Here is a 25950-nt window from a genome sequence, read left to right as displayed (position 1 = left end):
CTCACCTCACCGGTACGGCGCGTCGAGTTCGATGGCTTTCGCAATCTCGCGCTCCCAGCGGTCGCCATTGGCGAGCAGTTTCGCCTTGTCATAGTAGAGTTCCTCGCGGGTCTCGGTCGCGAATTCGAAATTCGGTCCCTCGACGATGGCATCGACCGGACAGGCTTCCTGGCACAGGCCGCAATAGATGCATTTCACCATGTCGATGTCGTAGCGCACGGTGCGGCGGGTGCCGTCGTTGCGGCGCGGGCCGGCCTCGATCGTGATCGCCTGCGCCGGGCAGATCGCCTCGCATAGCTTGCAGGCGATGCAGCGCTCTTCGCCGTTCGGATAGCGGCGCAGCGCATGCTCACCGCGGAAGCGCGGCGAGATCGGGTTCTTCTCGAACGGATAGTTGATCGTCGGCTTCGGCTTGAAGAAATAGCGCATGGCGAGAAAGAACGCCGATACGAATTCGCTCAAGAGAAGCGCACGGGCGGTTGCGTTGACGTTGACACTCATGATGGCCTCACTTCGGCGCAATGCCGGCGAATTGCAGCACCCCGGCCACAATCACCACCATCGCCAGCGACAGCGGCAAAAACACCTTCCAGCCGAGCCGCATCAGTTGATCGTAGCGGTAGCGCGGCACAATCGCCTTCGCCATCGCGAACAGGAAGAACATGAAGAACAGTTTCAGCGCGAACCAGACTACACCCGGGATCCAGGTGAACGGCGGCAGCGCCACCGGCGGCAGCCAGCCGCCGAGGAACATGATCGTCGCCAGCGCGCACATCGTGGTGATCGCGACATATTCGCCAAGCATGAACAACAGATACGGCGTCGAGCCGTATTCGACCATGAAGCCGGCCACCAGTTCGGATTCCGCTTCCACCAGATCGAACGGCGGACGGTTGGTTTCGGCCAGCGCCGAGACGTAGAACACCACGAACATCGGGAACAGCGGCCACACATACCAGTTCAGAATGGTGAGCTGCGGCAGTCCGATCAGGCTGGCGAAACCGCGGGTGTTCTGCGCTTCCACCAGGGCCGAGAGATTGAGCGTGCCGGCGCACAGCAAAACCGTGATGATGACGAAGCCGATCGAGACCTCGTAAGAAACCATCTGCGCCGCGGAGCGAAGCGCCGCCAGGAACGGATATTTCGAGTTCGACGACCAGCCGGCCATGATGATGCCGTAGATCGACAGCGACGAGATCGCGAAGATGTAGAGGACGCCGACATTGATATTGGCGATCACCCAGCCGGCATCCATCGGAATGACGGCCCAGGCGGCCAGCGCCAGCACGCAGGACACCAGCGGCGCCAGCAGGAACACACCCTTGTTGGAGCCGGACGGGATGATCGGCTCCTTCAGCACGAACTTTAGAAGGTCCGCGAAGGATTGCAGCAAGCCCCAGGGACCCACCACGTTGGGGCCGCGGCGGATTTGCACCGCCGCCCAGATCTTGCGGTCGGCGAGCAGGATGTAGGCGATCGCAATCAGCAGCACGACGAGCAGCAACAGGCTCTGCGCGACCATGATGATCAGCGGCCAGAGGAAGCCGGTCCAGAACGAGCTTGCGAAGAATTCAGCCATCAGATCACGCTCACTCCGCTGCCGTCAGCATTTTCCCGGACGCCAGCCGGGAACATTCCGCCATCACCGTCGAGGCCCGCGCGATGGGGTTGGTCAGATAGAAATCCTCGACCGAACTCTTGAACGGGGTCTTGTCGACCTTGCCGCCCTTCTTGCCTGCGAGCGCCTTGACGTCACTGGCCTTGCCGGGCTCGATCTGGTCGATCCGCATCAGATGCGGGAAGGCCTTGAACAGCGCCTGGCGCAGCGCCTGCAGGGAATCATAGGGCAGCTTCTTGCCGAGCACGTCCGACAACGCGCGGACGATCGCCCAGTCCTCGCGCGCCTCTCCGGGCGGAAACGCCGCGCGGCTGGCGATCTGCGCCCTGCCCTCGGTGTTGACGTAGAGGCCGGACTTTTCGGTATAGGCCGCGCCCGGCAGGATGACGTCGGCGCGGTGCGCGCCGCGATCGCCATGGGTGCCGATATAGACCACGAACGTGCCGTCCGGCACCTTCACCTCATCCGCCCCCAACAGGAACAGCACGTCGAGCGTGCCGAATGTCGTCATCTGCGCGAGGCTGAGCCCGCCCGCGCCGGGGGCGAAGCCGATATCGAGCGCGCCCGCGCGCGAGGCGGTATCCTGCAAAACGGCAAAGCCGTTCCAGCTATCCTTGAGCGCGCCTACGCCTGCCGCGACCTTGGCCGCCAGCGTAAGGACCGCCGCCCCGTCATGGCGCGCCAGCGAACCGGCGCCGACCAGCACCATCGGGTTCTTGGCGCCCTTCAGCACCTCGACAAAGGAATGCTTGCCGCTGGCGAGTTCGCCAAGCGTATCCGTGCCCGCACCGAGATAGTCGTAGTCGTAGGTTAGATCGGCCTTGGCGCCGACGAGAGCGACCTTGAGCTGACCCGTGCGCCAGCGCTTGCGGATCCGCGCGTTGAGGACGGCGGCTTCCTTGCGCGGGTTGGAGCCGATGATCAGGAGCGCATCGGCCTGCTCGATGCCCACAATGGTCGGATTGAAGATGTAGGTCGCCCGTCCCGCCTTGGGGTCGAAGGCGTCGCCGCCCTGCACTGCCAGATTGCTGCAGCCGTATCGGCCCAGCAGATCCTTGCACGCGAACATCTCCTCGACCGCGGCGAGGTCACCAGCGATGGCTCCCATCCGCTTACCGTCGCTCATCCTGACCTTGGCAGCGACCGCCGCGAAGGCTTCCTGCCAGGACGCGGCGCGAAGCTTGCCGTTCTCGCGGACATAGGGCCGATCGAGCCGCTGCGTACGCAGGCCGTCGACGACGTGACGGGTCTTGTCGGAAATCCATTCCTCGTTCACCGCCTCGTTGATGCGCGGCAGGATCCGCATCACCTCGCGGCCACGGGTATCGACGCGGATCGCGGAACCGACGCCATCCATGACGTCCACCGACTGTGTCTTGCCGAGCTCCCACGGACGCGCGGCAAAAGCATACGGCTTCGAAGTCAGCGCGCCCACGGGACAGATATCGACGAGGTTGCCCTGCAGCTCGGAAGTCAGCGCCTGCTCCAGATAGGTCGTGATCTCCATGTCCTCGCCGCGGCCGGTGGCGCCCATTTCCGGCGTGCCGCAGACTTCGGCGGAGAAGCGGACACAGCGCGTGCACTGGATGCAGCGGTTCATCGAGGTCTTGACCAGCGCGCCTAGATATTTGTCCTCGACCGCGCGCTTGTTCTCGGCAAAGCGCGAGGTGTCGACGCCGTAGCCCATCGCCTGGTCCTGCAGATCGCACTCGCCGCCCTGGTCGCAGATCGGGCAATCCAGCGGGTGGTTGATCAGCAAGAATTCCATCACGCCTTCGCGTGCCTTCCTGACCATCGGCGAACGCGTGGAAATTTCCGGCGGCTCGCCCTTGGGGCCAGGCCGGCAATCGCGCACGCCCCAGGCGCAGCTTGCGACCGGCTTCGGGCCGCCTTTGATCTCGACGAGGCACATCCGGCAATTGCCGGCGATCGACAGCCGCTCGTGGTAGCAGAAGCGCGGGATTTCGGCGCCCGCGGCCTCGCACGCCTGCAGCAGCGTGTACTCCGCAGGCACATCGATCTCTTTGCCGTCGATGATGAGTTTGGTCATTGCTGTCTCAAGTCTTTCCCAGCTTGCAGTCTGGCGGTGTAACGCTCGCGGTCTTCCGCCATCCGCTCGGTGCGCTGATCAATCTTGCGCAGGATCGCCAGCACAATGCTGTCCGGTTCGTTTGCCATTGCCCTATTCCGCCGCGACCAAGTTCTCGGGATCGCGCACGCCGGCATCGTCGATGTCGGCCTTATGCGAATACTGGTCGATGCGCGCCTCGATCTCGTGGCGGAAATGCGCGATCAGGCCCTGGATCGGCCATGCCGCAGCATCACCGAGCGCGCAGATGGTGTGGCCTTCGACCTGTTTTGTAACCTCCAGCAGCATGTCGATCTCGCGCTTGTGGGCGCGGCCCTCGGCCATCCGGGTCAAGACGCGCCACATCCAGCCTGCGCCCTCGCGGCATGGCGTGCACTGGCCGCAGCTCTCATGCTTGTAGAAATAGGAGATGCGAGCGATCGCCCGGATCAGGTCCGTCGACTTGTCCATCACGATCACGGCGGCGGTGCCGAGGCCGGAGCGCAGCTTGCCGAGGCTGTCGAAATCCATCGGTGTGTCGATGATCTGCTCGGCCGGCACCATCCGCACCGACGAGCCGCCGGGGATCACGGCTTTCAGATTGTCCCAGCCGCCGCGAATGCCGCCGCAATGGCGCTCGATCAGCTCACGGAACGGAATCCCCATCGCCTCTTCGACGTTGCAGGGGCGCTCGACATGGCCGGAGACGCAGAACAGCTTTGTGCCGACATTGTTGGGCCGGCCGATCGCCGCGAACCATGCTGCCCCGCGCCTGAGGATATCGGGCGCAACCGCGATGGACTCGACGTTGTTGACGGTGGTCGGGCAGCCATAGAGACCGACATTGGCCGGGAATGGCGGCTTCAGCCGCGGCTGGCCCTTCTTGCCCTCTAGGCTTTCCAGCAGCGCGGTCTCTTCGCCGCAGATATACGCGCCGGCGCCATGCGCGACATAGACATCGAACGGCCAGCCATTGACGTTGTCCTTGCCGACCAGTTTTGCGTCATAGGCCTGGTCGATCGCGGCCTGCAGGCGCTCCCGCTCGCGGATGAACTCGCCGCGCACATAGATGTAGCAGGCATGCGCGCCCATGGCGTAGCTCGCCAGCAGGCAGCCCTCCACGAGCAGATGCGGATCGTGCCGCATGATCTCGCGGTCCTTGCAGGTGCCGGGCTCGGATTCGTCGGCGTTGACCACGAGATAGCTCGGCCGGCCGTCGGTCGATTCCTTCGGCATGAACGACCATTTCAGGCCGGTCGGAAAGCCCGCTCCGCCGCGCCCGCGCAGGCCGGAGGCCTTCATCTCGTTGATGATCCAGTCGCGGCCCTTGTCGATGATCGCCTTGGTGCCGTCCCACGCGCCGCGGCGGCGCGCACCCTCCAGCCCCCAATCGTGGAGGCCATAAAGGTTCTTGAAGATGCGATCCTTGTCGTCGAGCATGACTTGAAGCTTCCTCAGATCAGCGATTGGACTGCGCGCAGGCGAGCCCCGGCACAGCGCGACTTCTCCATCACGCGGCCCCTCTCCGTCCGGTTTACGGACAATGTAGCGCCACGCCTCATGTGGGTTCCTTCAGCGTCGTCGGCCCGCCCACAGGCGCCGAGAACTGACGGTCGATCTGCGGTCCGGGCTTCGGCGGATTGCCCGAGGCAAAGCCGTCCAGCACCTTGCCGAAACTTTCCTTGGTCAGGTCCTCGTAGGTGTCCTTCCAGATCTGCACCATCGGCGCGTTCACGCAGGCGCCCAGGCACTCGACCTCTTCCCAACTGAAATTGCCGTCCTTCGACAGATGGAAGGGCTCGTGATGGATGCGGCTCTGGCACACCTCGATCAGGTCGCCGGCGCCGCGCAGGCGGCAGGGCGTGGTGCCGCACACCTGCACATGGGCCTTCTTGCCGACCGGCTGCAACTGGAACATAGTGTAAAAGGTCGCAACTTCCAGTACGCGGATGTAGGGCATATCGAGCAGGTCGGCGACCACGCGGATCGCGGCTTCCGACACCCATCCCTCATGCTGCTCCTGCGCGCGCCACAGGATCGCGATCACAGCGGAGGCCTGGCGGCCCGGCGGATACTTTGCGATCTGGGCCTTGGCCCAAGCGAGATTCTCATCCGTGAACGTGAAGCTCGCGGGCTGCAATTCCTTCGGTGCGAGGCGGCGGACGGACATCGTTTAGTCTCTCATTGCACGCGGCGCGCGGCTTTCGCATTGAGCGCATCGATCCGGGCGAGCCAGAATGCGCTTGCGGTGCCGAACACGTTGTAGCCGACATGGGTTGAAACTTTGATCCGATCCAGAATCGAAAGGTCGGTCACGGTTTCAAGGCGATGGCTGCGCGGATCGTAGACGATCAGCTTCAGCGGGGTCTGTTCGAGGATATAGCGCGACACGGTATGCTCGGGATCATTGCCGTGCTCCTCGCACAGCAAGACGCTGTCGATCTGCATCAGCCGCGCGCCGCCCTTCATGGCCTCGATCTCGACGCCCTCGACGTCGAGCTTGATCAGGTATTTTCCATCCGCGGCGACCTTGCCGTCATCGAGCAGATTGTCGAGCGCGATGACCGGCACTTCCTCGCCGTCCGACTGGTCGCCGGCGATGCTGAAGGCCTCATGCTTGGTGCCGGACAGGCGCGCGGTGCCGCGCGCGGCGCCGATCGCGCTTTTCATCACCTCGAAACGGTTGCCGTTGATTTTGGCGTTGTTGGCCAGCTTCGGGAAATTCTGCCCCGAGGGCTCGATCGCGATCGCCTTATGCGAACCGAACGGCTTGCTCGACACCAGGACCGACCAGTAGCCGTAATTGGCGCCGCAATCGAGCAGCGTGTAATCGACGTCGGCGGAGTCCTTGAACAGCAGCTCCAGCTCGTCCTCGTAGCTATAGGTGCGGTTAAGCAGCTTGCTCCAGTAGCCGTCGCCATAGGGAAACTCGAAGACGGCGTCTGGATTGAGTTTGATCTGGATGCCGCGCTCAGGCAGCGTCGTGCGCAACAAATTGGCGCACATATTGTAGCCACGGTGCGAAAAATTCGACGCCACCTTCGACCCTAGCGCCAGCGCCACCGCAGCCAAGCGCTCCCACGCGTTCGCACCCTCGAGTACGCCCGAAGTCCGGTCAAACTGGATGGGCGCCTGCGCCATCACCGATCGACCTCTCCGAACACGATGTCGAGGGAACCTAGAATGGCCGAGACGTCGGCGAGCAGATGGCCGCGGCAGATGAAGTCCATCGCCTGCAGATGGGCAAAGCCCGGCGCGCGGATCTTGCACTTGTAAGGTTTGTTGGTGCCATCGGAGACCAGGTAGACGCCGAACTCACCTTTCGGCGCCTCGACCGCGGCATAGACCTCGCCGGCGGGCACGTGCGCGCCTTCGGTGTAGAGCTTGAAGTGATGGATCAGCGCTTCCATCGAGCGCTTCATCTCGCCGCGCCGCGGCGGCGCGATCTTGTTGTCCTCGACGACGACGGGCCCCTGCCCGTCCGGCGAGTTCAGCTTGGCGATGCATTGCCTCATGATGCGGACCGATTGGCGCATCTCTTCCATGCGGATCAGGTAGCGATCGTAGCAGTCGCCGTTCTTGCCGATCGGAATGTCGAAATCCATCTCGGCGTAGCACTCGTAGGGCTGCGCCTTGCGCAGGTCCCAGGCCGCGCCGGAGCCGCGCACCATCACGCCCGAAAAGCCCCACTCCCAGGCCTGCTGCAGCGACACCACGCCGATATCGACGTTGCGCTGCTTGAAGATGCGGTTGCCGGTCAGCAAGGTGTCGAGGTCGGCGACGACCTGCAGGAACGGATCGCACCAGGCATCGATATCGTCGATCAGTTTCTGCGGCAGATCCTGGTGCACGCCACCGACGCGGAAATACGCCGCATGCATGCGCGCTCCGGAGGCGCGCTCGTAAAATTGCATCAGCTTTTCGCGCTCTTCAAAACCCCACAGCGGCGGGGTAAGCGCGCCGACGTCCATGGCCTGCGTCGTGACGTTGAGCAGATGCGACAGGATGCGGCCGATTTCGCAGTAGAGCACGCGGATCAGTTGGCCGCGGCGCGGCACCGTGATGCCGAGCAGCTTTTCCGCCGCGAGACAGAACGCGTGCTCCTGATTCATCGGCGCGACGTAATCGAGCCGGTCGAAATAGGGGATCGCCTGGAGGTAGGTCTTGTGCTCGATCAGCTTCTCGGTGCCGCGATGCAGCAAGCCGATATGCGGATCAACACGCTCGACGACTTCGCCGTCGAGCTCAAGCACAAGGCGCAACACGCCGTGCGCGGCCGGATGTTGCGGCCCAAAGTTGATGGTGAAGTTACGCAGGTTCTGCTGTTCGTTCATTGGGCGCTCCGCGCCATAGCGAATAGCGAATGGCGAATGGCGAATGGCATCATTTCGCAGACTTGTCTTGAAGCGACCGAATCAAGGCGCGAAGCATTTTTCCCAAGCTCTCGCACTGGGCGAGAACTGGCGCCAAATCCGGTCCTGGCAAGATACCCACCCGCTCGGCCAATAGCAGGTGCGTTTCCAACTCCCTCAGAGACCCCTGTGAGACGCGCAGATGTTGCACGAAGTTGCCGGTATTTTCTCGTCCGTGACCTTCCGCGATGTTGGCAGGAACTGATCCCGCCGAACGCCTGATCTGCGATGTCAGCCCGAACAGCTCGTCGCGCGGAAATTGGCGCGTCAATCGATAGCAGGACTCCGCTAAGGTCATGGCATCCTGCCATACCCTCAAGTCCCGGTACGAATTGATCGATTGGTCGCTCAACAATCATCCCTATTCGCCACTCGCTATTCGCTACTCGCCACTTCTCTTCTCATCGCCCGGAAGCGGATAGTCCGCGCCTTCCCAGGGCGAGAGGAAATCGAATTTGCGGAATTCCTGGTTGAGGCGGACCGGCTCGTAGAGCACCCGCTTCTCCTGGTCGTCGTAGCGGACCTCGACGAAGCCGGTGAGCGGGAAATCCTTGCGCAGCGGATGGCCGTCGAAGCCGTAATCCGTCAGCAGCCGCCGCATGTCGGGGTGACCGGTGAAGATCACGCCGTAGAGGTCGTAGGTTTCGCGCTCGAACCAGTCGGCGCCGGGAAACACCTCGATGATCGAGGGCACCTGCGTGGTCTCGTCGGCTTCGGCTCGGAGGCGGATGCGCTCGTTCAGCGTCGGCGACAGCAGGTGGTAGACCACGTCGAAACGCTTCTCGCGGCTGGGATAGTCCACCGCCGTCACGTCCGTGAAGTTGACAAACCGCAATGAGGGATCGTCGCGCAGGTACTTGACAACCTCGACGATCTTGCTCGCCTCGACCGTGACGGTGAGCTGGTTGAACGCGACCGTATGGGCAGTGGCCGCGCCCGGAAGCGCGCTAACAATCGTCTGCCCAAGGGTATCGAGCTTGCCGTCGTCCATTACCTAAAACCTTAGCGTTCGATGGTCCCGATGCGCCGGATCTTCTTCTGCAGCAGCAGCACGCCGTAGAGCAGCGCCTCCGCCGTGGGCGGGCATCCTGGCACATAGATGTCGATCGGCACGACGCGGTCGCAGCCGCGCACCACCGAGTACGAGTAATGATAGTAGCCGCCGCCATTGGCGCACGACCCCATCGAGATCACGTAGCGCGGCTCGGGCATCTGGTCGTAGACCTTGCGCAGCGCCGGCGCCATCTTGTTGGTCAGCGTACCCGCCACGATCATCACGTCGGATTGGCGCGGCGAGGCGCGCGGCGCAAAGCCGAAGCGCTCGACGTCGTAGCGCGGCATCGATACCTGCATCATCTCGACCGCGCAGCAGGCGAGGCCGAACGTCATCCACATCAACGAGCCGGTGCGCGCCCAAGTGATCAGATCGTCGGCGGCGGCAACGAAGAAACCTTTGTCGGAAAGCTCGTGATTGACCTCGAGGAAGAACGGGTCGTTAGCCCCGACCGGCTTGCCGGTCGAGGGGTCGAGAATGCCCTTCGGCGCCTGCGCGATATCAGGCGAAGAGCCTAAAGCTGTCGGGCTCAATCCCATTCGAGCGCGCCTTTCTTCCACTCATAAGCAAAACCGACCGTGAGGACGGCGAGGAACACCATCATGGACCAGAAGCCGGTGGCCCCTAACTTGCCGAACGCGACCGCCCACGGGAACAGAAACGCCACTTCCAGGTCGAAGATGATGAAGAGGATCGCTACCAGGTAGAAGCGAACGTCGAACTTCATGCGGGCGTCGTCGAATGCGTTGAATCCGCATTCATAAGCGGAGAGCTTTTCCGGGTCCGGCTGCTGGAACGCGACCAGGAACGGGGCGATCAGGAGCGCCAGACCGATCAGGCTCGCCACCCCGATAAACACCACAAGTGGCAGGTAATCTTGCAGGATGCCGTTCATCGGCGGTGCCTTTTCCTGCGGATTTGGCCGCAGATTCGTTGATTGGAATTATTCTTGGCTTAGCGCAGCGCAACAGAGGGCGCAAGACGAGCCGGTTTCACGTCTCCGTCCGCCGTCGACGTGTCGGCAGAACCCGAAAAAGTGTTGCGTTCCTGCCTCGCCCGATCAACGCGGGCCGGGCCGCATGGTGCCAAATCTTCACTTCAAATCCTTTTCGTCGGCGAGCATTTGGGCGGCCGTCTCCGTCAGGCGATCGATCTGGTCGAGCAGCACCGCCAGCTCTTCCTTGCCGAGCTGTTCCATCAGGCGCCGGTTACGCTCCTGCGCCCCTGCCACAAATTGCATCATGGGCGGCTAGCCCCGCCTTGGTCAGGCAAACCAGCGTCTCGCGGTTGTCCTGCGGGTTGACCGCCTTGGCGACCAGCTTGCGCGCGACCAATTCCGCCAGCGCCCGGCTGATCTGGCCCTTGTCCATGCCAACCGCCTCCGCAAGCCGGATAACGCTCATCGGCGGCCGCCGCCCCAGCGAAGCCACCAGGCCGAACTCCACCGAAGACAAGCCCGCTAGCCGCTTATAGCGCAGGATCGCGCCGCGCTTGAGCAGATTGGCCAGCACCATCAGCCGCGATGACATCATCGCGGTGATCGGCGCCAATTCCGCGACATCGGCGGCCGTAGGCGACGCCGCGGTCTGCTTTTCCGGCTTCCGGCTCATTTGCAACCTCTGCCCAACAAAGCACGCCGGTGCCAAGGACCATCAAGAAGGATCATCAGATAAGCCCATCGAATGGGGTCATCGAATAGTCTCATCGCAATCGCTGACATTGTCATCGATCAGCTACTTCCTAAAGCAAATCGAATGACCGCGGCATCAAAGTCGCGGCGGGAGGAAACGGCATGACCATTACGCAGCGGGATCGCGATCCCGGGACTGGCTACGCCGTGAAGCCGTCGACGACCCGGACGGAGCTGACGGCAGTCGGCCGCGGCACGCCAATGGGCGAACTGCTGCGGCGCTACTGGCACCCGATCGGGCTCGTGTCCGGCGCCACCAATATCCCCAGAAAAGTGCGCGTGCTCGGCGAGGAGTTGGTGCTGTTCGCGACCGGCCCACGTCGGACCCGGCGACTATGAGGCGCAGGTCGGCCAGGGCGAGGTGACGCTGCATTCGGAGGAGCATTTCGGCCAGAGCGACCGCGGCATCCTGATGATCCGGCGGATGCTGAGCGATCAGCTCGCAGCGATCGCCGCCGGCCGCGATCCGATCGGCGTCTCGTTCGATTCAACCGCGCCGCCGTTCAATTCGAGGCGGGCAATTTCATTCGCGAGGCGTGAGCGGCAGGTTCAGCGCGGCTCCGGTGTGAGCCGCGTTTGATCCGGGCGCGCGGGCAGTATGTGACCCACATCACAGATGCTTGGGCAAAAAACCGGCCACAAACCGGCCGAATGAAACCATTTTGCCGAAACCGCGAAACGATCCTGAAACAGACAGGGCGTACGTCTCTTCCCAACACAGGACGCCAAAGGCGTCCGGGAGGCATCACATGAACCACTCCTTCCACTCGGCGGATCGTAGTACCCACCTGAAGATCGTGGTTGTCGCATTGGTGGCCGGTATCGCGGTTGCGGCCTTCGGCATTTCGGCTCGGACCGGTTCTGAGTACAGCCAAACTGCCCAGGTCGTAAAAGCGGGCAAGCCGGTGGTTGTCACCAGCTCGAACACCTCGACGGTCCGCTAAACGATAGCGATATCGTTGGAATAAAAATGGCCGCCCTCGGGCGGCCTTTTTGTTTGCGGCGGTCTCGGAGATCAACGTCAAGCCATCGAGAAAATGGCGCGAGAGACGGGACTCGAACCCGCGGCCTCCGCCGTGACAGGGCGGCGCTCTAACCAACTGAGCTACTCCCGCGGATGCCGTAATCAGATCCTGATCCGCGCAGAACCGAGGGCATAAAGGCCCGCTCTCGCTTAGTCAAGGACGTTGCGAATCCCCGCGCCAGACGGGCATTTCTGCTATTGTGATGCAAATAACGGCCTGTTTTCAGGTAAAACACCGCGGGAGGCGATTATCCGAATCGTTTGAGGCCTGCTACGTCTGGGTTTCTTGAAATCCTCCCAGCTCCGGTTGTACCGGACCCCCCGGGTTTCAAGTCACCACGAACGCATTTTCCCAGCGCGGACCGGTACCAGCGAACGCGCTCAAAGCCATTCAACCAACGAGGAGGGCCAGACATGGCGAAGAAAGCGGCGGCTCCAGCCACCATCACACTGAAGCATCTAGCGGCGACTCTCGCCGAGGAACATGATCTGTCGAAAAAGGCCGCCGAGGCGATCCTGACCGACATGGTCGGCAAGATCACAAAACACCTGAAAAAGGGCGAGCGGATCAGGATCGTTGGCCTCGGCATCCTCCAGGTCCGCAAGCGCGCCGCCCGCACCGGGCGCAACCCCGCCACCGGCGAGCCGATCCAGATCAAGGCCAGCAAGAAGGTCGCGTTCCGCGCGGCCAAGGAACTCAAGGAAGCCGTCTGACCAACGCTCCCCTAGACCGATCGCACCAGAAGCGTCATTCCGGCGAGGACCCGGAATGGCGCTTTTCTGTTATAGAGCGCTTTCCTTGCTCAACTTTTCCGGATCGTCATGCTGGCCTCGCCCATAACCTTCACCCACGATGTCACCGAGCGCCTCCTGCGCTATGTCGTGATCGACACCCAGTCCGATCCGGCCTCGCCGACCTGCCCTTCCACCGAGAAGCAGAAGAATTTGGGCCGCCTGTTGGCATCGGAGCTGCAGGCGATGGGGCTCGCCGACGCCCATCTCGACGAGCACGGCTATGTTTATGCGACAATCCCGGCCACTACCGAGAAGAAGGTTCCGGTGATCTGCTTCTGCTCGCATATGGACACTTCCCCGGACTGCACCGGCGCCAACGTCAAGCCGCAGATCGTGAAGAATTATCGCGGCGGCGACATCGTGCTGCCGGCTGATCCCACCCAGGTGATCCGCTTTGCCGACCATCCTGCGCTTGCCGGCCAGATCGGCCACGACATCATCACGACCGACGGCACCACCCTGCTCGGCGCCGACAACAAGGCGGGCCTTGCCGAGATCATGGATGCGGCGCGGTTCCTGATTCAAAATCCGCACATCAAGCACGGCACCATCAAGATCCTGTTCACGCCGGATGAAGAGATCGGCCGCGGCGTCGATAAGGTCGACCTGAAAAAGCTCGGCGCCGATTTCGCCTATACGATGGACGGCGAAAGCGCCGGGCATATCGAGGACGAAACCTTTTCAGCCGACGGCGCCACCGTAACCATCGAAGGCGTCTCGACCCATCCCGGCTTTGCCAAAGGCAAGATGGAGCACGCGATCAAGATCGCAGCCGCCATCATCGACCGCCTGCCCAAGGATACCTGCTCGCCTGAGACGACTGAAGGCAAAGAAGGTTTTCTGCACCCGATCGGCATTTCCGGCGCGCTGGAGAAAGCCGCCATCGGCTTCATCGTGCGCGACTTCACCGGTGAGGGGCTGCAGCAAAAGGAAGCCCTGCTGGAAGATATCGTCAAAGACGTGATGAAGGACTATCCGCGCTCCACCTACCGGATGGAAGTCAAGCCGCAATACCGCAACATGAAACAGGTGATCGACCGTCACCCCGAGACGGTCGAGTACGCCATCGAGGCGATCAAGCGCGCCGGGCTGACACCGGTGCGAAGCTCGATCCGCGGCGGCACCGACGGCTCGCGCCTGTCCTTCATGGGCCTGCCCTGCCCCAACATTTTTGCCGGCGAACACGCCTTCCATTCGCGGCTGGAATGGGTCAGCCGTCAAGATATGGAGAAGGCGGCGGAGACCATCGTGCATCTGGCAATTATCTGGGAAGAGCGGGCGTAGCGAGTCCGCGCGCCGCTCTCTCCCCGTCAATCCATCCATCGGCAAATGCGGAAACATGGATTGCTTCGTCGCTTCGCTCCTCGCAATGACGGGGAGAGAGCTTTGCGCGGACGCCAACTACGACGCCCGCGCCGTCACAATCCAGACCGATGCCGGCAGCAGTACCGCGTCGCCCTTCGCGAACGGCGTTAGCGCTTCGCGAATGGAAGCAGCGACGGCAGCGCGAGCTTCTTCCGGCTGGCCGTCCAGCGCACGGCTCACCGGGCCGATCTCCAGCGCACCCTGCACCGCGCCGTCGAGGCCGCGGCCGATCGCTGCATCCAGCAACAGCGGACAGGCTTCCATTTCGACGCCGGTAAAGCCGGCCGCGTCCAGGATACGGCGCACGCGCTCCTCCGAGGCAAACGCAAATGGCCCGGGGTCTTCCGGCCCAAGCTGCGGCAGCTTTGGCACGTGCTTGTAGGCGGCCGCAAGCGGCGCCATGAAGAACGGATTTTCGCGCGGCTCGCGCCAGCAGGCGAACGCCAGCCGCCCCGAAGGCTTCAGCGCCTTTCGCATGTTGGCGAACGACAGCGCCGGATCGGCAAAGAACATCACGCCGAACCGCGAGGCCAGCACATCGAAGCTGGCAAGCTCGAACGGATAGACGGTGGCATCCGCCAGAACGAAATCGATCGGCAGGTCGCTCGGCGCAGCCTGCCGCGCCCGCTCCAGCATCGGGCCGGACACGTCGATGCCGAGCACATGGCCCGACGGGGCGACCTTTTGCGCGAACGCAATCGCGGTGGCGCCGCTGCCGCAACCGATATCGATGACGCGGTCTCCCGGCTTCAGCCTGGCCCGGTCGACGACAAGGTCGGCGACCGGCTTGAGCAGCACGTCCTGCGCCGCCCGCCGCTCCGCCCAGCGCTGGCCGGCCGGCCCATTCCAGTAGGCGACCTGGTCGGCGTTCTGGTCGTGGCTTGCCGGTGTGTCCATTTGCGCGCTCCTTTTTCAATTTCGAACGTCCGTCGCCCCTATGCCGGACCGTTCACGCCGTATCATTGCCGTATCATTGCCGTGATGCCGCTTCGTTCGTTCATGTACCCCGAGATTTATAGTCATAACTACACTTTCGTGCATTTCCTTCGGAACGATATCCCGCCTTTCGCGTGATCTATTGCCGCAAGGCAACTGACCGGCACTAGCACCTGGAGGGATTAAGATGAATGCAATGCGTAAATATGCGTTCGGCGCCGCAGCGGCGGCCGCTCTTTTTATAATTCCGATTTCGGCCTTTTCTCAATCCATTGAGATTGGACCGGGAGGCGTTCGGGTAGATCGAGGAGGTGGGCGATGCGAGCAACTGAGGCTTGCCTGCGAAAACAAGGACGCGCTGGGAGAGCGGGGCGAAGGAAATTGCCGCAGATATCGGGAAGCCTGCGGGCGACCAGTTCGGAGAGATTTGTGCGCCGAACTAAGATATGCTTGCCTCAACAAGGATGAGTTGGGTGAACGCGGCGAAGGAAATTGCCGTCGGTATCGTGAGACTTGTAGAGGTTACTAATTCTTAGTCGCGGGGTGGTCCGGCATTGCTCGGCACCGCCCCGCGCTGCACCTGTTAGCGTTTAGATTGCTGGTAATGGCGTCCTCCATTACGCATCGTGATCGGAAGCTCGGTTCGATGTCGATCAGGTCCGTCGTCGCTCAGCGAGCTTCGGCGCTAGCCTGCGCCCTGGAGGCGCTAACGCCGAATTAATCTCATAGGCCTATTATTTCAGGCAGTTCTAGTTGGGTGTCGCGTAAGGGAGCCGTCGCGAGGGACGATCCAGCGACGGCTCCTTTTTCATTTCACTCATTTGAGGTTAGTACACGTGACCACGGCATCGGAAACGCAGAGCCAAACCGAACAACCCGAATCCACCGCACCGAGCAAACAATCGAGCCGGAAATCGGTCTTGGCGCTAGCGGTGTTCGCTCTTGGAGTAAACACTGCAGCGGCCGTCTATACGCTGCCGCCGGATTTTACCCTGCCGGATATCAGCCGTTTGGCCGAACTGCTTCCACATCAGAAAGCTTCCGATCCGATAGCGGATCCGGCTGTTGCCGCATTGAAGGATATTCAGTCGGCTCAGCAGCAACACGTTGTCGCGCTGCAAGAGAACAATATCCTGTTGCAGCAAAACACAGCTCTTCTTCAGCAGGATTCAATTGCGCTTGCTTCTCTGAGACAGAGCGTCGTGGATGAGCACGTCAGTGTGAAGAAAATATCTGCTCAGATAGCGGATGAACATGAAGACGTGAAGAAGATATCTGCTCAGCTTTCCAAGCTTATGGCGAAGGTCGACTCGCTGCAAAATGCAATAAAGCCGGAAATAACTTCCTCCATTTCAGCAAGGCACGCTCAAAACCGGCTATCCCGAGTAGTGCGCAAGAAGATGGCCCCGCAGCCCAAATATGAGGGACCTGTTTCCCTGGGAGGAGCGCCCCTAATTCTCCCGGCTACTACGACAACCCCACAAGGCTAAATGAGAAGAGCGTAAGGCCAGTCCGCCTTCGCTCTTCAAGCTCGGCGCGACAGCCTTCGCCCCTGCGGAGGAGCAAACGTTGTGTCACTGCCGCGAAGGCTTGGCATGCCGAGCCGAAGCCCCGCAGGGCTTTTACTTCCGGAATGTTCCGCACCGGTCCGCCTTCGCTCTTCGCGCTTCGGCGCGACAGCCTTCGCCCCTGCGGAGGAGCAAACGTTGCGTCACTGCCGTGAAGGCTGGCATGCCGAGCCGAAGCCCGCAGGGGCGAAGGCTGGTAGGCGGCGAGAGATTCGAACTCCCGACCCTCTCGGTGTAAACGAGATGCTCTAACCAGCTGAGCTAGCCGCCCGTAAGCCGCCTGTTTAGCCTCTCGACCCCCTTTGGTGCAAGGTGGGATATCCGCGCTTGGTTGCACTAGAGCGTTTTCTAGCGAAGTGGACACCGGTTCGCGTCAAGAAAACGCGTCAAAACAAAAACCTAGAGCCCGGTTCTGATTCAATCAGAACCGAAATGGCTCTAGTCGCCCGGCCGCCCCGGCAACGCCCCAATCTCGTGGATCCACGGCGCGGCGGAGCGGCACCAGATTTGGCGCGCCGGCTTGAGCCGATCGCGCTGGCGGATGCTGCCCCAGCGGATGCCCCAATCGTCCGGTCCGCCGTCTCCGCTGGTGAACAATGGCGAGCCGCAGACTTCGCAAAAGTGCTGAAAGCGCGTCCGGCCGTTGTCGCCTTTCTTCGGATAAACCTTCGCCGGCGCGCCGGTCATGCGGACCTGCTCGGCCGAACAGATCACCGTCACCCGGTACGGCGAGCCCGTCAGGTTCTGGCAATCGGTGCAGTGACAGATCGACACTTTTTCAGGGTCGATATCGGCCTGATAGGTCACCCGCCCGCAATGGCATTGCCCGTCGATTTCCATCCCTCATCAACGCCGTCGCCGGGCCGAGGTTCAAACCGAGCTCCTATCCGCACAAAAAACGGCGCCCGAAGGCGCCGTTTTATCATTTCAGTTCGATGATCAGTGGTGACTGATCGAGCTCAGTGGGCCGTCAGGCCACCAGCCGCTTCGTCCGAGGCGTCCTGCTTGACCGGCACCTTGGTGTCCTCTTCCCAGACGATCGGCACGGGGGCGCGGACCAGCGCCTTGGCGACGACGTCATCGAGCCGAGCAACCGGGACGATGTCCATACCGCCCTTGATCGCATCGGAAATCTCCGTGAGATCCTTGGCGTTGTCCTCGGGGATCAGCACCGTCTTGATGCCGCCACGGGCGGCCGCAAGCAGCTTCTCCTTCAGGCCACCGATCGGCAGCACACGACCACGCAGCGTGATTTCGCCGGTCATCGCGACATCGTGCCGAACCGGAATGCCGGTCATGACCGAGATGATCGCGGTGGCCATCGCCACACCCGCCGACGGTCCGTCCTTCGGGGTTGCGCCCTCCGGCACGTGGACGTGAATGTCGCGCTTGTCGAACAGCGGCGGCTCGACGCCGTAGTTGATCGCCCGCGAGCGGACGTAAGACGCCGCCGCCGAGATCGACTCCTTCATCACGTCGCGCAGGTTGCCCGTAACCGTCATCTTGCCCTTGCCGGGCATCATGACGCCTTCAATCGTCAGCAGCTCGCCGCCGACATCGGTCCAGGCTAGACCCGTGACGATACCGACCTGCGGCTCGCTCTCGATCTCGCCGAAGCGGTATTTCGGCACGCCGAGGAAGTCTTCGAGAGTCTTCTCGGTGACCTTGACCGACTTCTTCTTGGAGATCATCAGCTCCTTCACCGCCTTGCGGGCGAGTGTGGAGAGCTCACGCTCCAGGTTGCGCACACCCGCTTCGCGGGTGTAGCGGCGGATCATCAACAGCAGAGCATCGTCGTCGATCGACCATTCCTTGGAATCGAGGCCATGCTTGGAGACGGCGTTCGGGATCAGGTGCTTGCGCGCGATCTCGACCTTCTCGTTCTCGGTGTAGCCGGCGATCCGGATGATCTCCATGCGGTCCATCAGCGGACCCGGAATATTGAGCGTATTCGCGGTCGTGATGAACATGACGTTCGACAGATCGTAATCGACCTCCAGATAGTGGTCGTTGAAGGTCGAGTTCTGCTCGGGGTCGAGGACCTCGAGCAGCGCCGACGACGGATCGCCGCGGAAATCGGCGCCCATCTTGTCGATCTCGTCCAACAGGAACAGCGGATTCGAAGTCTTGGCCTTGCGCATCGACTGGATGATCTTGCCGGGCATCGAGCCGATATAGGTGCGGCGGTGACCGCGGATCTCGGCCTCGTCACGCACGCCGCCGAGCGAGACGCGCACGAATTCGCGGCCCGTGGCTTTTGCGATCGACTTGCCGAGCGAAGTCTTGCCGACGCCGGGAGGCCCGACCAGACACAGGATCGGTCCGGTCAGCTTGTTGGCGCGCGACTGCACGGCGAGATACTCGACGATGCGGTCCTTGACCTTTTCGAGTCCATAATGGTCGGAGTCCAGCACGGCCTGGGCCTGCTCAAGGTCCTTCTTGACCTTGGACTTCTTGTTCCACGGAATCGACAACAGCCAGTCGAGATAGTTGCGCACGACGGTGGCTTCCGCGGACATCGGCGACATCTGGCGCAGCTTCTTCAACTCGTGCTGCGCCTTCTCCCGCGCTTCCTTGGAAAGCTTGGTCTTGGCAATCTTCTCTTCCAGATCGGCCAGCTCGTCGCGACCTTCGTCGTCGCCGAGCTCCTTCTGGATCGCCTTCATCTGCTCGTTCAGGTAATACTCGCGCTGGGTTTTCTCCATCTGGCGCTTGACGCGCGAGCGGATGCGCTTCTCGACCTGCAGCACCGAGATCTCGCTCTCCATGAGGCCCAGCACCTTCTCCAGGCGCTGCGTGACGGACAACGTCTCCAGGATGCCCTGGCGATCGGCGATCTTGACGGCGAGATGCTGCGCGACCTGATCGCTGAGCTTGGCGAAGTCAGTGATCGCCTGAACCACGCCGACGACTTCGGCGGAGATCTTCTTGTTAAGCTTCACATAGCTTTCGAAGTCGGACACGACCGAGCGCGCCAGAGCTTCGGCTTCAACCGAGTTGGCGTCGGTATCGGCGAGCGCGATCGCGGTCGCCTCGTAATATTCGATGCGGTCGGAATACTTTTGCACACGCGCGCGCTCGAGCCCTTCGACCAGCACCTTCACGGTGCCGTCGGGAAGTTTCAGGAGCTGCAGCACGCTGGCGAGCGTACCGACTTCGTAGATGGAATCCGAGCTCGGATCGTCATCGGACGCGTTCTTCTGCGTCGCGAGCAGGATGAGCGCGTCGTTCTTCATCACCTCTTCGAGGGCACGGATCGATTTCTCGCGGCCGACGAACAGCGGTACGATCATGTGCGGAAATACGACGATGTCGCGGAGCGGCAGCACCGGATACGAATGGCTTTCGCCGAGAATGATGGTTGGCCGGGTTTTTGGAGTCGTCATGGCCTATTCCTTCTGTTTTGCCCCCTTGCACGCAGTCCGCATCGCTTGCGCAACCGCCACAAGGTGCTGGGAGTTCCGGGCCGGTCGGCCGCCTTCGCTGCCGCCGCTCACCGGATGATCTTTGCGACGAATCTCGAACGTGATTTCCGCCACCATGAGCATTAGGTGGCTATCGGGTATGGGGGTGTCAAGTCACGGAAAATGACTGCAAATTGCGGATCAGACGCGCGAAAAACGCTTACGCCACAGCGGCCGCCGAAACACCGGCAGCCGCCTTATTCAAAGGGTTATTCAAAAGTATGAGTTCTGGCCAGCGCGACGGTATCAGGCGCTGGCGCTGCTCTCGACGGCCCGGTCCGAACGGTCCGCATAAATGTAGAGCGGACGGGCAGTTCCCTCGACAACTTCGCGCGAGATCACAACCTCTTCGACACCTTCCAAGCCGGGTAGATCGAACATGGTCTCGAGCAGGATGCTTTCGAGGATCGAGCGCAACCCGCGCGCGCCGGTCTTGCGCTCGATCGCCTTGCGGGCGACCGCGCCAAGCGCCTCGTCGGCGAAGGTGAGCTCGATGTTCTCCATTTCGAACAGCCGCTGGTATTGTTTCACCAGCGCGTTCTTCGGATCGGTCAGGATCTTCTTCAGCGAGGTCTCGTCGAGATCCTCCAGCGTCGCAACCACCGGCAGGCGGCCGACGAATTCGGGGATCAGGCCGTACTTCAGCAAGTCTTCCGGCTCGACATGGCGGAAGATTTCGCCGGTGCGGCGGTCTTCGGGCGCCAGCACCTGAGCGGCGAAGCCGATCGAGGTCGAGCGTCCGCGTGCGGAGATGATCTTCTCAAGGCCCGAGAACGCGCCGCCGCAGATGAACAGGATATTGGTGGTGTCGACCTGCAGGAACTCCTGCTGCGGGTGCTTGCGGCCGCCCTGCGGAGGCACGGAGGCGACCGTGCCTTCCATGATCTTCAACAGCGCCTGCTGCACGCCCTCACCCGACACGTCGCGGGTGATCGACGGGTTGTCGGACTTGCGGCTGATCTTGTCGATTTCGTCGATGTAGACGATGCCGCGCTGCGCGCGCTCGACATTGTAGTCGGCCGACTGCAACAGCTTCAGGATGATGTTCTCGACGTCCTCGCCGACGTAACCGGCTTCGGTCAGCGTCGTCGCGTCCGCCATGGTGAACGGCACGTCGAGAATGCGCGCCAGCGTCTGCGCCAGCAACGTCTTGCCCGAACCGGTCGGACCGATCAGCAGGATGTTCGACTTCGCGAGTTCGACGTCGTTGTGCTTGGTCTGGTGATTGAGGCGCTTGTAGTGGTTGTGAACGGCAACCGAGAGCACCTTCTTGGCATGGCTCTGGCCGATCACGTAATCGTCCAGCACCTTGCAGATTTCCTTCGGCGTCGGGATGCCATCGCGCGACTTCACCAGCGAGGACTTGTTCTCCTCACGGATAATGTCCATGCAGAGTTCGACGCATTCGTCGCAGATGAATACGGTGGGACCCGCGATGAGTTTGCGGACTTCGTGCTGGCTCTTTCCACAGAACGAGCAATATAGCGTGTTCTTGGAGTCGCTCGTGCCAACCTTACTCATTCCTGTCTCCGTCCGCCGTTCGATCCGTTACCCGATCGACCCATTCCGGCACTGCACCGGACCTGAAGGTAGATAGAGCAAATTCCGTACCAGAAAAGACCCCAACTCAATTACCCACCGTGCGAATCACGGCTTCCACAATCCCCCGCGATCTTAACGCATCTCACACAGCCAACCATGCTGACACCCGACTATCAAGAATTCGCTAATCGGGGCCGGTTTGGCTACCCGTGACAATACCGTGATTTGTGGCGTTCGCACGGGGAGAAGTTCACGAAATCGACCGAGCGTTGCGGTATTGTCACGCCGCAAAACCGGCACGAAAGCGGAACTTTCGGCCTACACGGGGGCATAGACGCGGCTTTCGGCCATATTTGCCGATTCAACCAACCGTTAAGGTCAACGCGGGGTGTCGCGATCCGTATCCTTACGGGACCCTCACCGGCGTCACTTCTTCGGGGCGCTTGTCGATCACCTTGTCGACGATACCAAAGTCGTGCGCCATGTCGGCGGTCAGGAATTTGTCGCGCTCCAGCGCGTCCTCGATCGCCTTGTAGGTCTGGCCGGTGTGCTTCACGTAGATTTCGTTGAGGCGCTTCTTGAGATTCAGGATCTCTTGCGCATGCAGCATGATGTCGGTGGCCTGGCCCTGGAAGCCGCCGGAAGGCTGATGCACCATGATGCGCGAATTGGGCAGCGAGAAGCGCATGTCCTTTTCACCAGCCGCGAGCAACAGCGAACCCATCGAGGCTGCCTGCCCGGTGCAAAGCGTCGACACCGGCGGACGGATGAATTGCATAGTGTCGTAGATCGCAAGCCCCGATGTCACCACGCCGCCGGGCGAGTTGATGTACATCGAGATTTCCTTCTTCGGATTCTCCGCCTCGAGGAACAGAAGCTGGGCGACGACGAGCGTCGACATGCCGTCTTCGACCGGACCGGTCACGAAGATGATGCGCTCCTTCAGAAGCCGCGAGAAAATGTCGTAGGCGCGTTCGCCGCGGTTGGTCTGCTCGACCACCATCGGAACGAGGTTCATGTAGGTTTCAACGGGATCGCGCATAAATCACCCAAGGGTTCGGATAGAGAATAAGCGGGAACGAACATCCATCGGCAAGGCAGCGTGATTGCCGCGCGGACGAACGTCCCGTGATGCAGGACTTCAACTCACAACTCGCATAAGCCGCTCGCAGAACAGATATGAGCCAATTTCCTGGCGACAAGGCCGGGCAATTGCGGAGCCGAATGAGAGAAGTTCAAACTGATTCGCAGCCGGTCTCATAGCGACGGGTGCCGTCACCACGCCGCTATCGCCGTTCATCATTAATGGCGGCCTGACCAAATCGATCAGGCCGCGCTCTTCTCGTCGGCCTCGTTGTCCTTGAACAGGTCCTCGCGCGACACCTTCTTTTCGGTCACGTTGGCGAGTTCAAGGATGAAATCGACCACCTTGTCTTCATAAATCGGCGCACGAAGCTGGGCCAGCGCATTGGCATTGTTGCGATAGTAGTCCCAGACCTCCTTCTCGCGGCCGGGCATCGATCGCGCCCGCTCGATCACCGCGCGGCTGACTTCGTCATCGGTCACGGTGATCTTGTTCTTCTCCCCGATCTCCGACAGCACGAGGCCAAGCCGGACGCGGCGGTCGGCGATCTTCTTGTACTCTTCCTTGGCCGCCTCTTCGGTGGTGTCCTCGTCGGCAAAAGTCTTGCCGGAGGATTCCATCTCGGCCTTGATCGAGTTCCACATCAGGTTGAACTCTTCCTCGATCAGCGACGGCGGCGCCTCGAATTTGTGGCTGTCGTCGAGACGGTCGAGCAGCGCGCGCTTGACGCGCTGGCGCGTGGCGCCGGCGAACTCGGCAACCAGCCGCTCGCGCGCGGCCTCCTTCAGCTTGTCGAGCGATTCCAGGCCGAGCGTTTTTGCAAACTCGTCGTTGATCTCAGTCTCGCCTGGGGCTTCGATCAGGGTTGCCGTGGTCTCGAACTCGGCCGGCTGGCCGGCGAGCTTCTCGCTGGCGTAATTCTTCGGGAACGACACTTTCAGCGTGCGGGTTTCACCGGCCCCGATGCCGACAAGCTGTTCCTCAAAGCCCGGAATGAACTGCCCGGCGCCGATCACGACCTGGATGCCCTCGCCGGTACCGCCGTCGAACGGCGTGCCGTTGATAGAGCCCTTGAAGTTGATGGTGACGCGATCGCCGGTTTCGGCCTTGGCGCCCTCGGTCTTGGCCGCATAGGGACGGTTCTGGTCGGCGATGCGCTTGATCGCCTCATCGACTTCGGCGTCGGTCACGTCGACCACCGGCTTCTCCACCGAGAAGGTCTTGAAATCGGCGAGCTGGATCGTCGGCACGACCTCGATCGCCACCGTGTAGGTCAGGTCGCTCTTGCCCGCGAGCAGTTCCTCGACCTCTTTCTGCTCGGTCGGCAACGTGATCTTGGGCTCGGTCGCGAGGCGGAAACCGCGATCGGTGAAGATCTGCGTGTTAGTGTCGCGGATGGTCTGGTCGATGGTCTCGGCCATCACCGAGCGGCCATACACCTTCTTCAGATGGCTCACCGGCACCTTGCCGGGACGGAAGCCATTGAGCTTCACCTTGTCCTTGAGGTCGACCAGCTTGGCATCCGCCTTGGCATCGAGGTCCGATGCGGGAACGCTGACCTTGAACTCGTGCTTCAATCCCTCGGCGAGGGTTTCGGTGACCTGCATGGTGTCAATCTTCTTCCGCTTGCGCCGGGCCAAGCGGCCGCGGCAGTGTCTAATTTTGTTCGACGCGCAAGCCTTGCAGCCCTGCGCCGGTGGTTCGGCTGACCCTGGCTCCCCCAAAGGGGGAGGCAAGCCCTCCAGTATTCGTCATGCAAACGCTTGGATAGAGCGCTTGGTGCGGGCGGAGGGACTCGAACCCCCACAACTTTCGTCACTGGAACCTAAATCCAGCGCGTCTACCAGTTCCGCCACGCCCGCGTGAAAAGCATCCATACCCGGCCGCGATGCCGCGGGCGGCGGGCTTATAACATGAGCCTACACCTCCGCAGCAAAAAAATGGCCCTTTTTGACAGCCCCGGGGCAAGGCGTCACAGCTAGGACAGGCACATCAGAAAATGGTCCACATTGGTCCGATGGCAAGCCCCAAATCAACGCTAGATCGACGCGAACTGCTGGCCGGGCTGGGCGCCGCCGCGCTGGCCCCGACATGGCCGGCGTCCGGCGCAGCCCAGACACGTCCCCCGCTGACGTTACAGGCCACGCCGGAGACTCTCGCACTCCGGCCGGGCGGTACGGCCGCGCCGGTCTGGTCGCTGCAAGGACCCGACCTCACCTTCAAGCGCGGCGAGACGGCCGAGATCGCCTTTGCCAATGAGCTGCCAGTGCCGGTCGTCCTCAACTGGCGGGGTATGGACGGCATTCCGGCTCACGCCCCCCTCACGGCGCGCGGAGCCCTCACAAGCGGTGGCAAGGCCACCTTGCAGCTTCCCCTGCGCCACGCCGGGACCTTCCTCTGCGACCCCGGGCTGCTTGGCGATCGACAGGCACAACCAACGCGGGCACGGCCGTTGATCGTTCGCGAAACCGAGCAGGTCGCCATCGACCGCGATGAAGTGCTCCTGATCGAGGACTGGCAGGCAAGGCCCGATGGAACAGCGATCGCGCCGGGAATCGATCCGAAGGACACCGCACCCCTCCATACGATTAACGGCCGGACTTCACTCGAACTCTCAGGTCGGAGCAACGAACGGATCAGGCTCCGCATCATCAGCGGCTGCCACCGCTCTGTTATGGCTATCAAACTGGAAGGGCTCGAGGTCCGGGTCATGGCCATCGACAGCCAGCCCTCGGAGCCGTTCCCGGCCCGCAATGGCGCGCTGGTACTGGCGCCGGGCGGGCGGGTCGACGCCTTCATCGATTTGACCGCCTCAGTAGGCACGACCCATGCGATCCTGCTGCATGATGGCAAGGAAGCCCGCCCGATCGGCAAACTTACTGTCTCCAACGAACCGCCGGCCCGCCCGGCCCCGCTGCCGCCCGCACCGCCGCTGCCCTCCAACGGCCTGCCCGAGCGGCTCGACCTCAAGGGGGCCGTCCGGATCGATGTTGTGCTGGGCGGACCTTCCGGCGACTGGATGGCGCCAGCCAATTTTGCCGTGAGTGCTCCGCCCGCCTTCCGCGCCCGGAAAGGCCGCACCGTGGTGCTGGCGCTCACCAACCGCGCCGCGGTCGCCACCGTTTTCCACCTCCACGGCCATCATTTCCGCCTGCTGGACCGGCTCGACGACGGCTGGAAGCCGTTCTGGCTTGATACGCTGGCGATCGAGCCCGGCCAGACCCAACGCATCGCCTTTGCCGCCGAGCATGCCGGCCGCTGGCTAATCGAATCCGTCGCCACCGACTGGGCGGCACCGCACCTGGTGCGATGGTACGCAGTCGAATGAGG

The 25950-nt window shown here is 62.1% G+C and carries 24 protein-coding genes, 3 tRNA genes and 2 pseudogenes; 7 read left to right on the top strand and 22 right to left on the bottom strand.

The features are described 5' to 3' along the window. Window positions 1-6: 6 nt before the first annotated feature. The 13 genes and pseudogenes from nuoI to YUO_RS39525 form a co-directional block, all read right to left on the bottom strand. Window positions 7-501, bottom strand: a complete 495-nt coding sequence (gene nuoI / locus YUO_RS0101995) for an NADH-quinone oxidoreductase subunit NuoI (protein ID WP_028345787.1) — start codon at window positions 499-501, stop codon at window positions 7-9. Window positions 502-508: 7 nt separating this feature from the next. Further along, entirely contained in the window at window positions 509-1579 is a 1071-nt protein-coding gene (gene nuoH, locus YUO_RS0101990; protein WP_028345786.1) for an NADH-quinone oxidoreductase subunit NuoH, read from the bottom strand. A 10-nt stretch (window positions 1580-1589) separates the two neighbouring features. Then, window positions 1590-3668, bottom strand: coding sequence for an NADH-quinone oxidoreductase subunit NuoG (gene nuoG / locus YUO_RS0101985; RefSeq protein ID WP_028345785.1), 2079 nt, complete (start codon window positions 3666-3668; stop codon window positions 1590-1592). After that, window positions 3665-3796, bottom strand: a complete 132-nt coding sequence (locus tag YUO_RS48435; RefSeq protein WP_283806395.1) for a hypothetical protein — start codon at window positions 3794-3796, stop codon at window positions 3665-3667. Before YUO_RS48435 ends, nuoG begins: the two co-directional genes overlap by 4 nt. A 4-nt stretch (window positions 3797-3800) precedes the next feature. Beyond that, window positions 3801-5126 (bottom strand): NADH-quinone oxidoreductase subunit NuoF, encoded by a 1326-nt coding sequence (gene nuoF, locus YUO_RS0101975; protein ID WP_028345784.1) that lies wholly within the window; start codon window positions 5124-5126, stop codon window positions 3801-3803. A gap of 118 nt (window positions 5127-5244) precedes the next feature. Continuing rightward, window positions 5245-5856, bottom strand: coding sequence for an NADH-quinone oxidoreductase subunit NuoE (nuoE, locus tag YUO_RS0101970; RefSeq protein ID WP_028345783.1), 612 nt, complete (start codon window positions 5854-5856; stop codon window positions 5245-5247). An 11-nt stretch (window positions 5857-5867) separates the two neighbouring features. Further along, a complete protein-coding gene (locus tag YUO_RS0101965; RefSeq protein ID WP_028345782.1) occupies window positions 5868-6827 on the bottom strand; it encodes an FkbM family methyltransferase in 960 nt (319 codons plus the stop codon). After that, a complete protein-coding gene (locus tag YUO_RS0101960) occupies window positions 6827-8020 on the bottom strand; it encodes an NADH-quinone oxidoreductase subunit D (RefSeq protein WP_028345781.1) in 1194 nt (397 codons plus the stop codon). Before YUO_RS0101960 ends, YUO_RS0101965 begins: the two co-directional genes overlap by 1 nt. A gap of 49 nt (window positions 8021-8069) precedes the next feature. Then, on the bottom strand, window positions 8070-8450 hold the full coding sequence (locus YUO_RS0101955) for a four helix bundle protein (RefSeq protein WP_083754498.1): 381 nt from the start codon (window positions 8448-8450) through the stop codon (window positions 8070-8072). Window positions 8451-8480: 30 nt separating this feature from the next. Then, on the bottom strand, window positions 8481-9089 hold the full coding sequence (locus YUO_RS0101950) for an NADH-quinone oxidoreductase subunit C (RefSeq protein WP_028345779.1): 609 nt from the start codon (window positions 9087-9089) through the stop codon (window positions 8481-8483). Between the two features lie 11 nt (window positions 9090-9100). Continuing rightward, complete coding sequence (locus YUO_RS0101945; protein ID WP_028345778.1) at window positions 9101-9691, bottom strand: NuoB/complex I 20 kDa subunit family protein; 591 nt, start codon at window positions 9689-9691, stop codon at window positions 9101-9103. Beyond that, on the bottom strand, window positions 9682-10047 hold the full coding sequence (locus YUO_RS0101940) for an NADH-quinone oxidoreductase subunit A (protein ID WP_028345777.1): 366 nt from the start codon (window positions 10045-10047) through the stop codon (window positions 9682-9684). The genes YUO_RS0101945 and YUO_RS0101940 overlap by 10 nt, the downstream gene beginning before the upstream one ends. 198 nt (window positions 10048-10245) lie before the next feature. Continuing rightward, window positions 10246-10762 (bottom strand): annotated as a pseudogene (locus YUO_RS39525) (MarR family winged helix-turn-helix transcriptional regulator). 182 nt (window positions 10763-10944) lie between these two features. Between YUO_RS39525 and YUO_RS48830 the strand changes: the two are divergent. The 3 genes from YUO_RS48830 (at window position 10945) to YUO_RS0101920 (ending at window position 11786) form a co-directional block, all read left to right on the top strand. Continuing rightward, entirely contained in the window at window positions 10945-11181 is a 237-nt protein-coding gene (locus tag YUO_RS48830) for a Rieske (2Fe-2S) protein (protein WP_028345776.1), read from the top strand. Between the two features lie 22 nt (window positions 11182-11203). Continuing rightward, window positions 11204-11422 (top strand): hypothetical protein, encoded by a 219-nt coding sequence (locus tag YUO_RS48825; RefSeq protein ID WP_028345775.1) that lies wholly within the window; start codon window positions 11204-11206, stop codon window positions 11420-11422. A 169-nt stretch (window positions 11423-11591) separates the two neighbouring features. After that, window positions 11592-11786: a hypothetical protein gene (locus tag YUO_RS0101920; RefSeq protein ID WP_028345774.1), complete on the top strand. Its 195-nt coding sequence runs from the start codon at window positions 11592-11594 to the stop codon at window positions 11784-11786. Between the two features lie 94 nt (window positions 11787-11880). On the opposite strand, the gene YUO_RS0101915 is transcribed toward YUO_RS0101920, so the two are convergent. After that, a tRNA-Asp gene (locus YUO_RS0101915) sits at window positions 11881-11957 on the bottom strand. 311 nt (window positions 11958-12268) lie between these two features. On the opposite strand from YUO_RS0101915, the pseudogene YUO_RS0101910 reads away from it, so the two are divergent. Beyond that, a pseudogene (locus YUO_RS0101910) lies at window positions 12269-12580 on the top strand (HU family DNA-binding protein); the annotation flags it as partial. A 108-nt stretch (window positions 12581-12688) separates the two neighbouring features. Continuing rightward, on the top strand, window positions 12689-13945 hold the full coding sequence (pepT, locus tag YUO_RS0101905; protein ID WP_028345772.1) for a peptidase T: 1257 nt from the start codon (window positions 12689-12691) through the stop codon (window positions 13943-13945). Window positions 13946-14062: 117 nt separating this feature from the next. Here the strand turns inward: pepT and YUO_RS0101900 are convergent, their stop codons facing one another. Beyond that, window positions 14063-14923 (bottom strand): class I SAM-dependent methyltransferase, encoded by an 861-nt coding sequence (locus tag YUO_RS0101900; protein ID WP_028345771.1) that lies wholly within the window; start codon window positions 14921-14923, stop codon window positions 14063-14065. A gap of 875 nt (window positions 14924-15798) precedes the next feature. Between YUO_RS0101900 and YUO_RS0101895 the strand changes: the two genes are divergently transcribed. Beyond that, window positions 15799-16452, top strand: a complete 654-nt coding sequence (locus YUO_RS0101895; RefSeq protein WP_235782604.1) for a hypothetical protein — start codon at window positions 15799-15801, stop codon at window positions 16450-16452. A gap of 272 nt (window positions 16453-16724) precedes the next feature. Here YUO_RS0101895 and YUO_RS0101890 read toward each other — a convergent pair. The 7 genes from YUO_RS0101890 to YUO_RS0101855 form a co-directional block, all read right to left on the bottom strand. Further along, window positions 16725-16801, bottom strand: a tRNA-Val gene (locus YUO_RS0101890). Between the two features lie 167 nt (window positions 16802-16968). Beyond that, a complete protein-coding gene (locus YUO_RS0101885) occupies window positions 16969-17370 on the bottom strand; it encodes a GFA family protein (RefSeq protein ID WP_028345769.1) in 402 nt (133 codons plus the stop codon). Between the two features lie 119 nt (window positions 17371-17489). Continuing rightward, window positions 17490-19916, bottom strand: coding sequence for an endopeptidase La (gene lon, locus YUO_RS0101880; RefSeq protein ID WP_028345768.1), 2427 nt, complete (start codon window positions 19914-19916; stop codon window positions 17490-17492). A gap of 324 nt (window positions 19917-20240) precedes the next feature. After that, complete coding sequence (gene clpX / locus YUO_RS0101870; RefSeq protein ID WP_028345767.1) at window positions 20241-21515, bottom strand: ATP-dependent Clp protease ATP-binding subunit ClpX; 1275 nt, start codon at window positions 21513-21515, stop codon at window positions 20241-20243. A gap of 427 nt (window positions 21516-21942) precedes the next feature. Continuing rightward, window positions 21943-22578, bottom strand: a complete 636-nt coding sequence (locus YUO_RS0101865; protein WP_028345766.1) for an ATP-dependent Clp protease proteolytic subunit — start codon at window positions 22576-22578, stop codon at window positions 21943-21945. 284 nt (window positions 22579-22862) lie between these two features. Then, entirely contained in the window at window positions 22863-24227 is a 1365-nt protein-coding gene (gene tig, locus YUO_RS0101860) for a trigger factor (RefSeq protein WP_028345765.1), read from the bottom strand. Window positions 24228-24397: 170 nt separating this feature from the next. Then, a tRNA-Leu gene (locus YUO_RS0101855) sits at window positions 24398-24482 on the bottom strand. Window positions 24483-24619: 137 nt separating this feature from the next. Between YUO_RS0101855 and YUO_RS0101850 the strand changes: the two genes are divergently transcribed. Continuing rightward, window positions 24620-25948 carry a multicopper oxidase family protein gene (locus YUO_RS0101850; protein WP_156908441.1) on the top strand — a complete coding sequence of 443 codons (1329 nt, stop codon included), beginning with the start codon at window positions 24620-24622 and terminating at the stop codon, window positions 25946-25948. The last annotated feature ends 2 nt before the right edge of the window (window positions 25949-25950 follow it).

The organism is Bradyrhizobium murdochi, assembly GCF_000472965.1.
Taxonomy (GTDB): domain Bacteria; phylum Pseudomonadota; class Alphaproteobacteria; order Rhizobiales; family Xanthobacteraceae; genus Bradyrhizobium; species Bradyrhizobium murdochi.
This window is presented reverse-complemented; position numbering and strand designations above follow the sequence as displayed.

What these genes read in the sequence shown, in the direction of transcription:
- YUO_RS0101945 (WP_028345778.1), bottom strand. Translation starts at nt 9,691, where the DNA reads ATGGGATTGAGCCCGACAGCTTTAGGCTCTTCGCCTGATATCGCGCAG.
- YUO_RS0101960 (WP_028345781.1), bottom strand. Translation starts at nt 8,020, where the DNA reads ATGAACGAACAGCAGAACCTGCGTAACTTCACCATCAACTTTGGGCCG.
- nuoG (WP_028345785.1), bottom strand. Translation starts at nt 3,668, where the DNA reads ATGACCAAACTCATCATCGACGGCAAAGAGATCGATGTGCCTGCGGAG.
- YUO_RS0101900 (WP_028345771.1), bottom strand. Translation starts at nt 14,923, where the DNA reads ATGGACACACCGGCAAGCCACGACCAGAACGCCGACCAGGTCGCCTAC.
- YUO_RS48830 (WP_028345776.1), top strand. Translation starts at nt 10,945, where the DNA reads ATGACCATTACGCAGCGGGATCGCGATCCCGGGACTGGCTACGCCGTG.
- YUO_RS0101920 (WP_028345774.1), top strand. Translation starts at nt 11,592, where the DNA reads ATGAACCACTCCTTCCACTCGGCGGATCGTAGTACCCACCTGAAGATC.
- YUO_RS0101940 (WP_028345777.1), bottom strand. Translation starts at nt 10,047, where the DNA reads ATGAACGGCATCCTGCAAGATTACCTGCCACTTGTGGTGTTTATCGGG.
- YUO_RS48435 (WP_283806395.1), bottom strand. Translation starts at nt 3,796, where the DNA reads ATGGCAAACGAACCGGACAGCATTGTGCTGGCGATCCTGCGCAAGATT.
- tig (WP_028345765.1), bottom strand. Translation starts at nt 24,227, where the DNA reads ATGCAGGTCACCGAAACCCTCGCCGAGGGATTGAAGCACGAGTTCAAG.
- YUO_RS0101965 (WP_028345782.1), bottom strand. Translation starts at nt 6,827, where the DNA reads ATGGCGCAGGCGCCCATCCAGTTTGACCGGACTTCGGGCGTACTCGAG.
- YUO_RS0101865 (WP_028345766.1), bottom strand. Translation starts at nt 22,578, where the DNA reads ATGCGCGATCCCGTTGAAACCTACATGAACCTCGTTCCGATGGTGGTC.
- YUO_RS0101950 (WP_028345779.1), bottom strand. Translation starts at nt 9,089, where the DNA reads ATGGACGACGGCAAGCTCGATACCCTTGGGCAGACGATTGTTAGCGCG.
- nuoE (WP_028345783.1), bottom strand. Translation starts at nt 5,856, where the DNA reads ATGTCCGTCCGCCGCCTCGCACCGAAGGAATTGCAGCCCGCGAGCTTC.
- clpX (WP_028345767.1), bottom strand. Translation starts at nt 21,515, where the DNA reads ATGAGTAAGGTTGGCACGAGCGACTCCAAGAACACGCTATATTGCTCG.
- nuoI (WP_028345787.1), bottom strand. Translation starts at nt 501, where the DNA reads ATGAGTGTCAACGTCAACGCAACCGCCCGTGCGCTTCTCTTGAGCGAA.
- YUO_RS0101885 (WP_028345769.1), bottom strand. Translation starts at nt 17,370, where the DNA reads ATGGAAATCGACGGGCAATGCCATTGCGGGCGGGTGACCTATCAGGCC.
- YUO_RS0101850 (WP_156908441.1), top strand. Translation starts at nt 24,620, where the DNA reads ATGGTCCACATTGGTCCGATGGCAAGCCCCAAATCAACGCTAGATCGA.
- pepT (WP_028345772.1), top strand. Translation starts at nt 12,689, where the DNA reads ATGCTGGCCTCGCCCATAACCTTCACCCACGATGTCACCGAGCGCCTC.
- nuoF (WP_028345784.1), bottom strand. Translation starts at nt 5,126, where the DNA reads ATGCTCGACGACAAGGATCGCATCTTCAAGAACCTTTATGGCCTCCAC.
- nuoH (WP_028345786.1), bottom strand. Translation starts at nt 1,579, where the DNA reads ATGGCTGAATTCTTCGCAAGCTCGTTCTGGACCGGCTTCCTCTGGCCG.
- lon (WP_028345768.1), bottom strand. Translation starts at nt 19,916, where the DNA reads ATGACGACTCCAAAAACCCGGCCAACCATCATTCTCGGCGAAAGCCAT.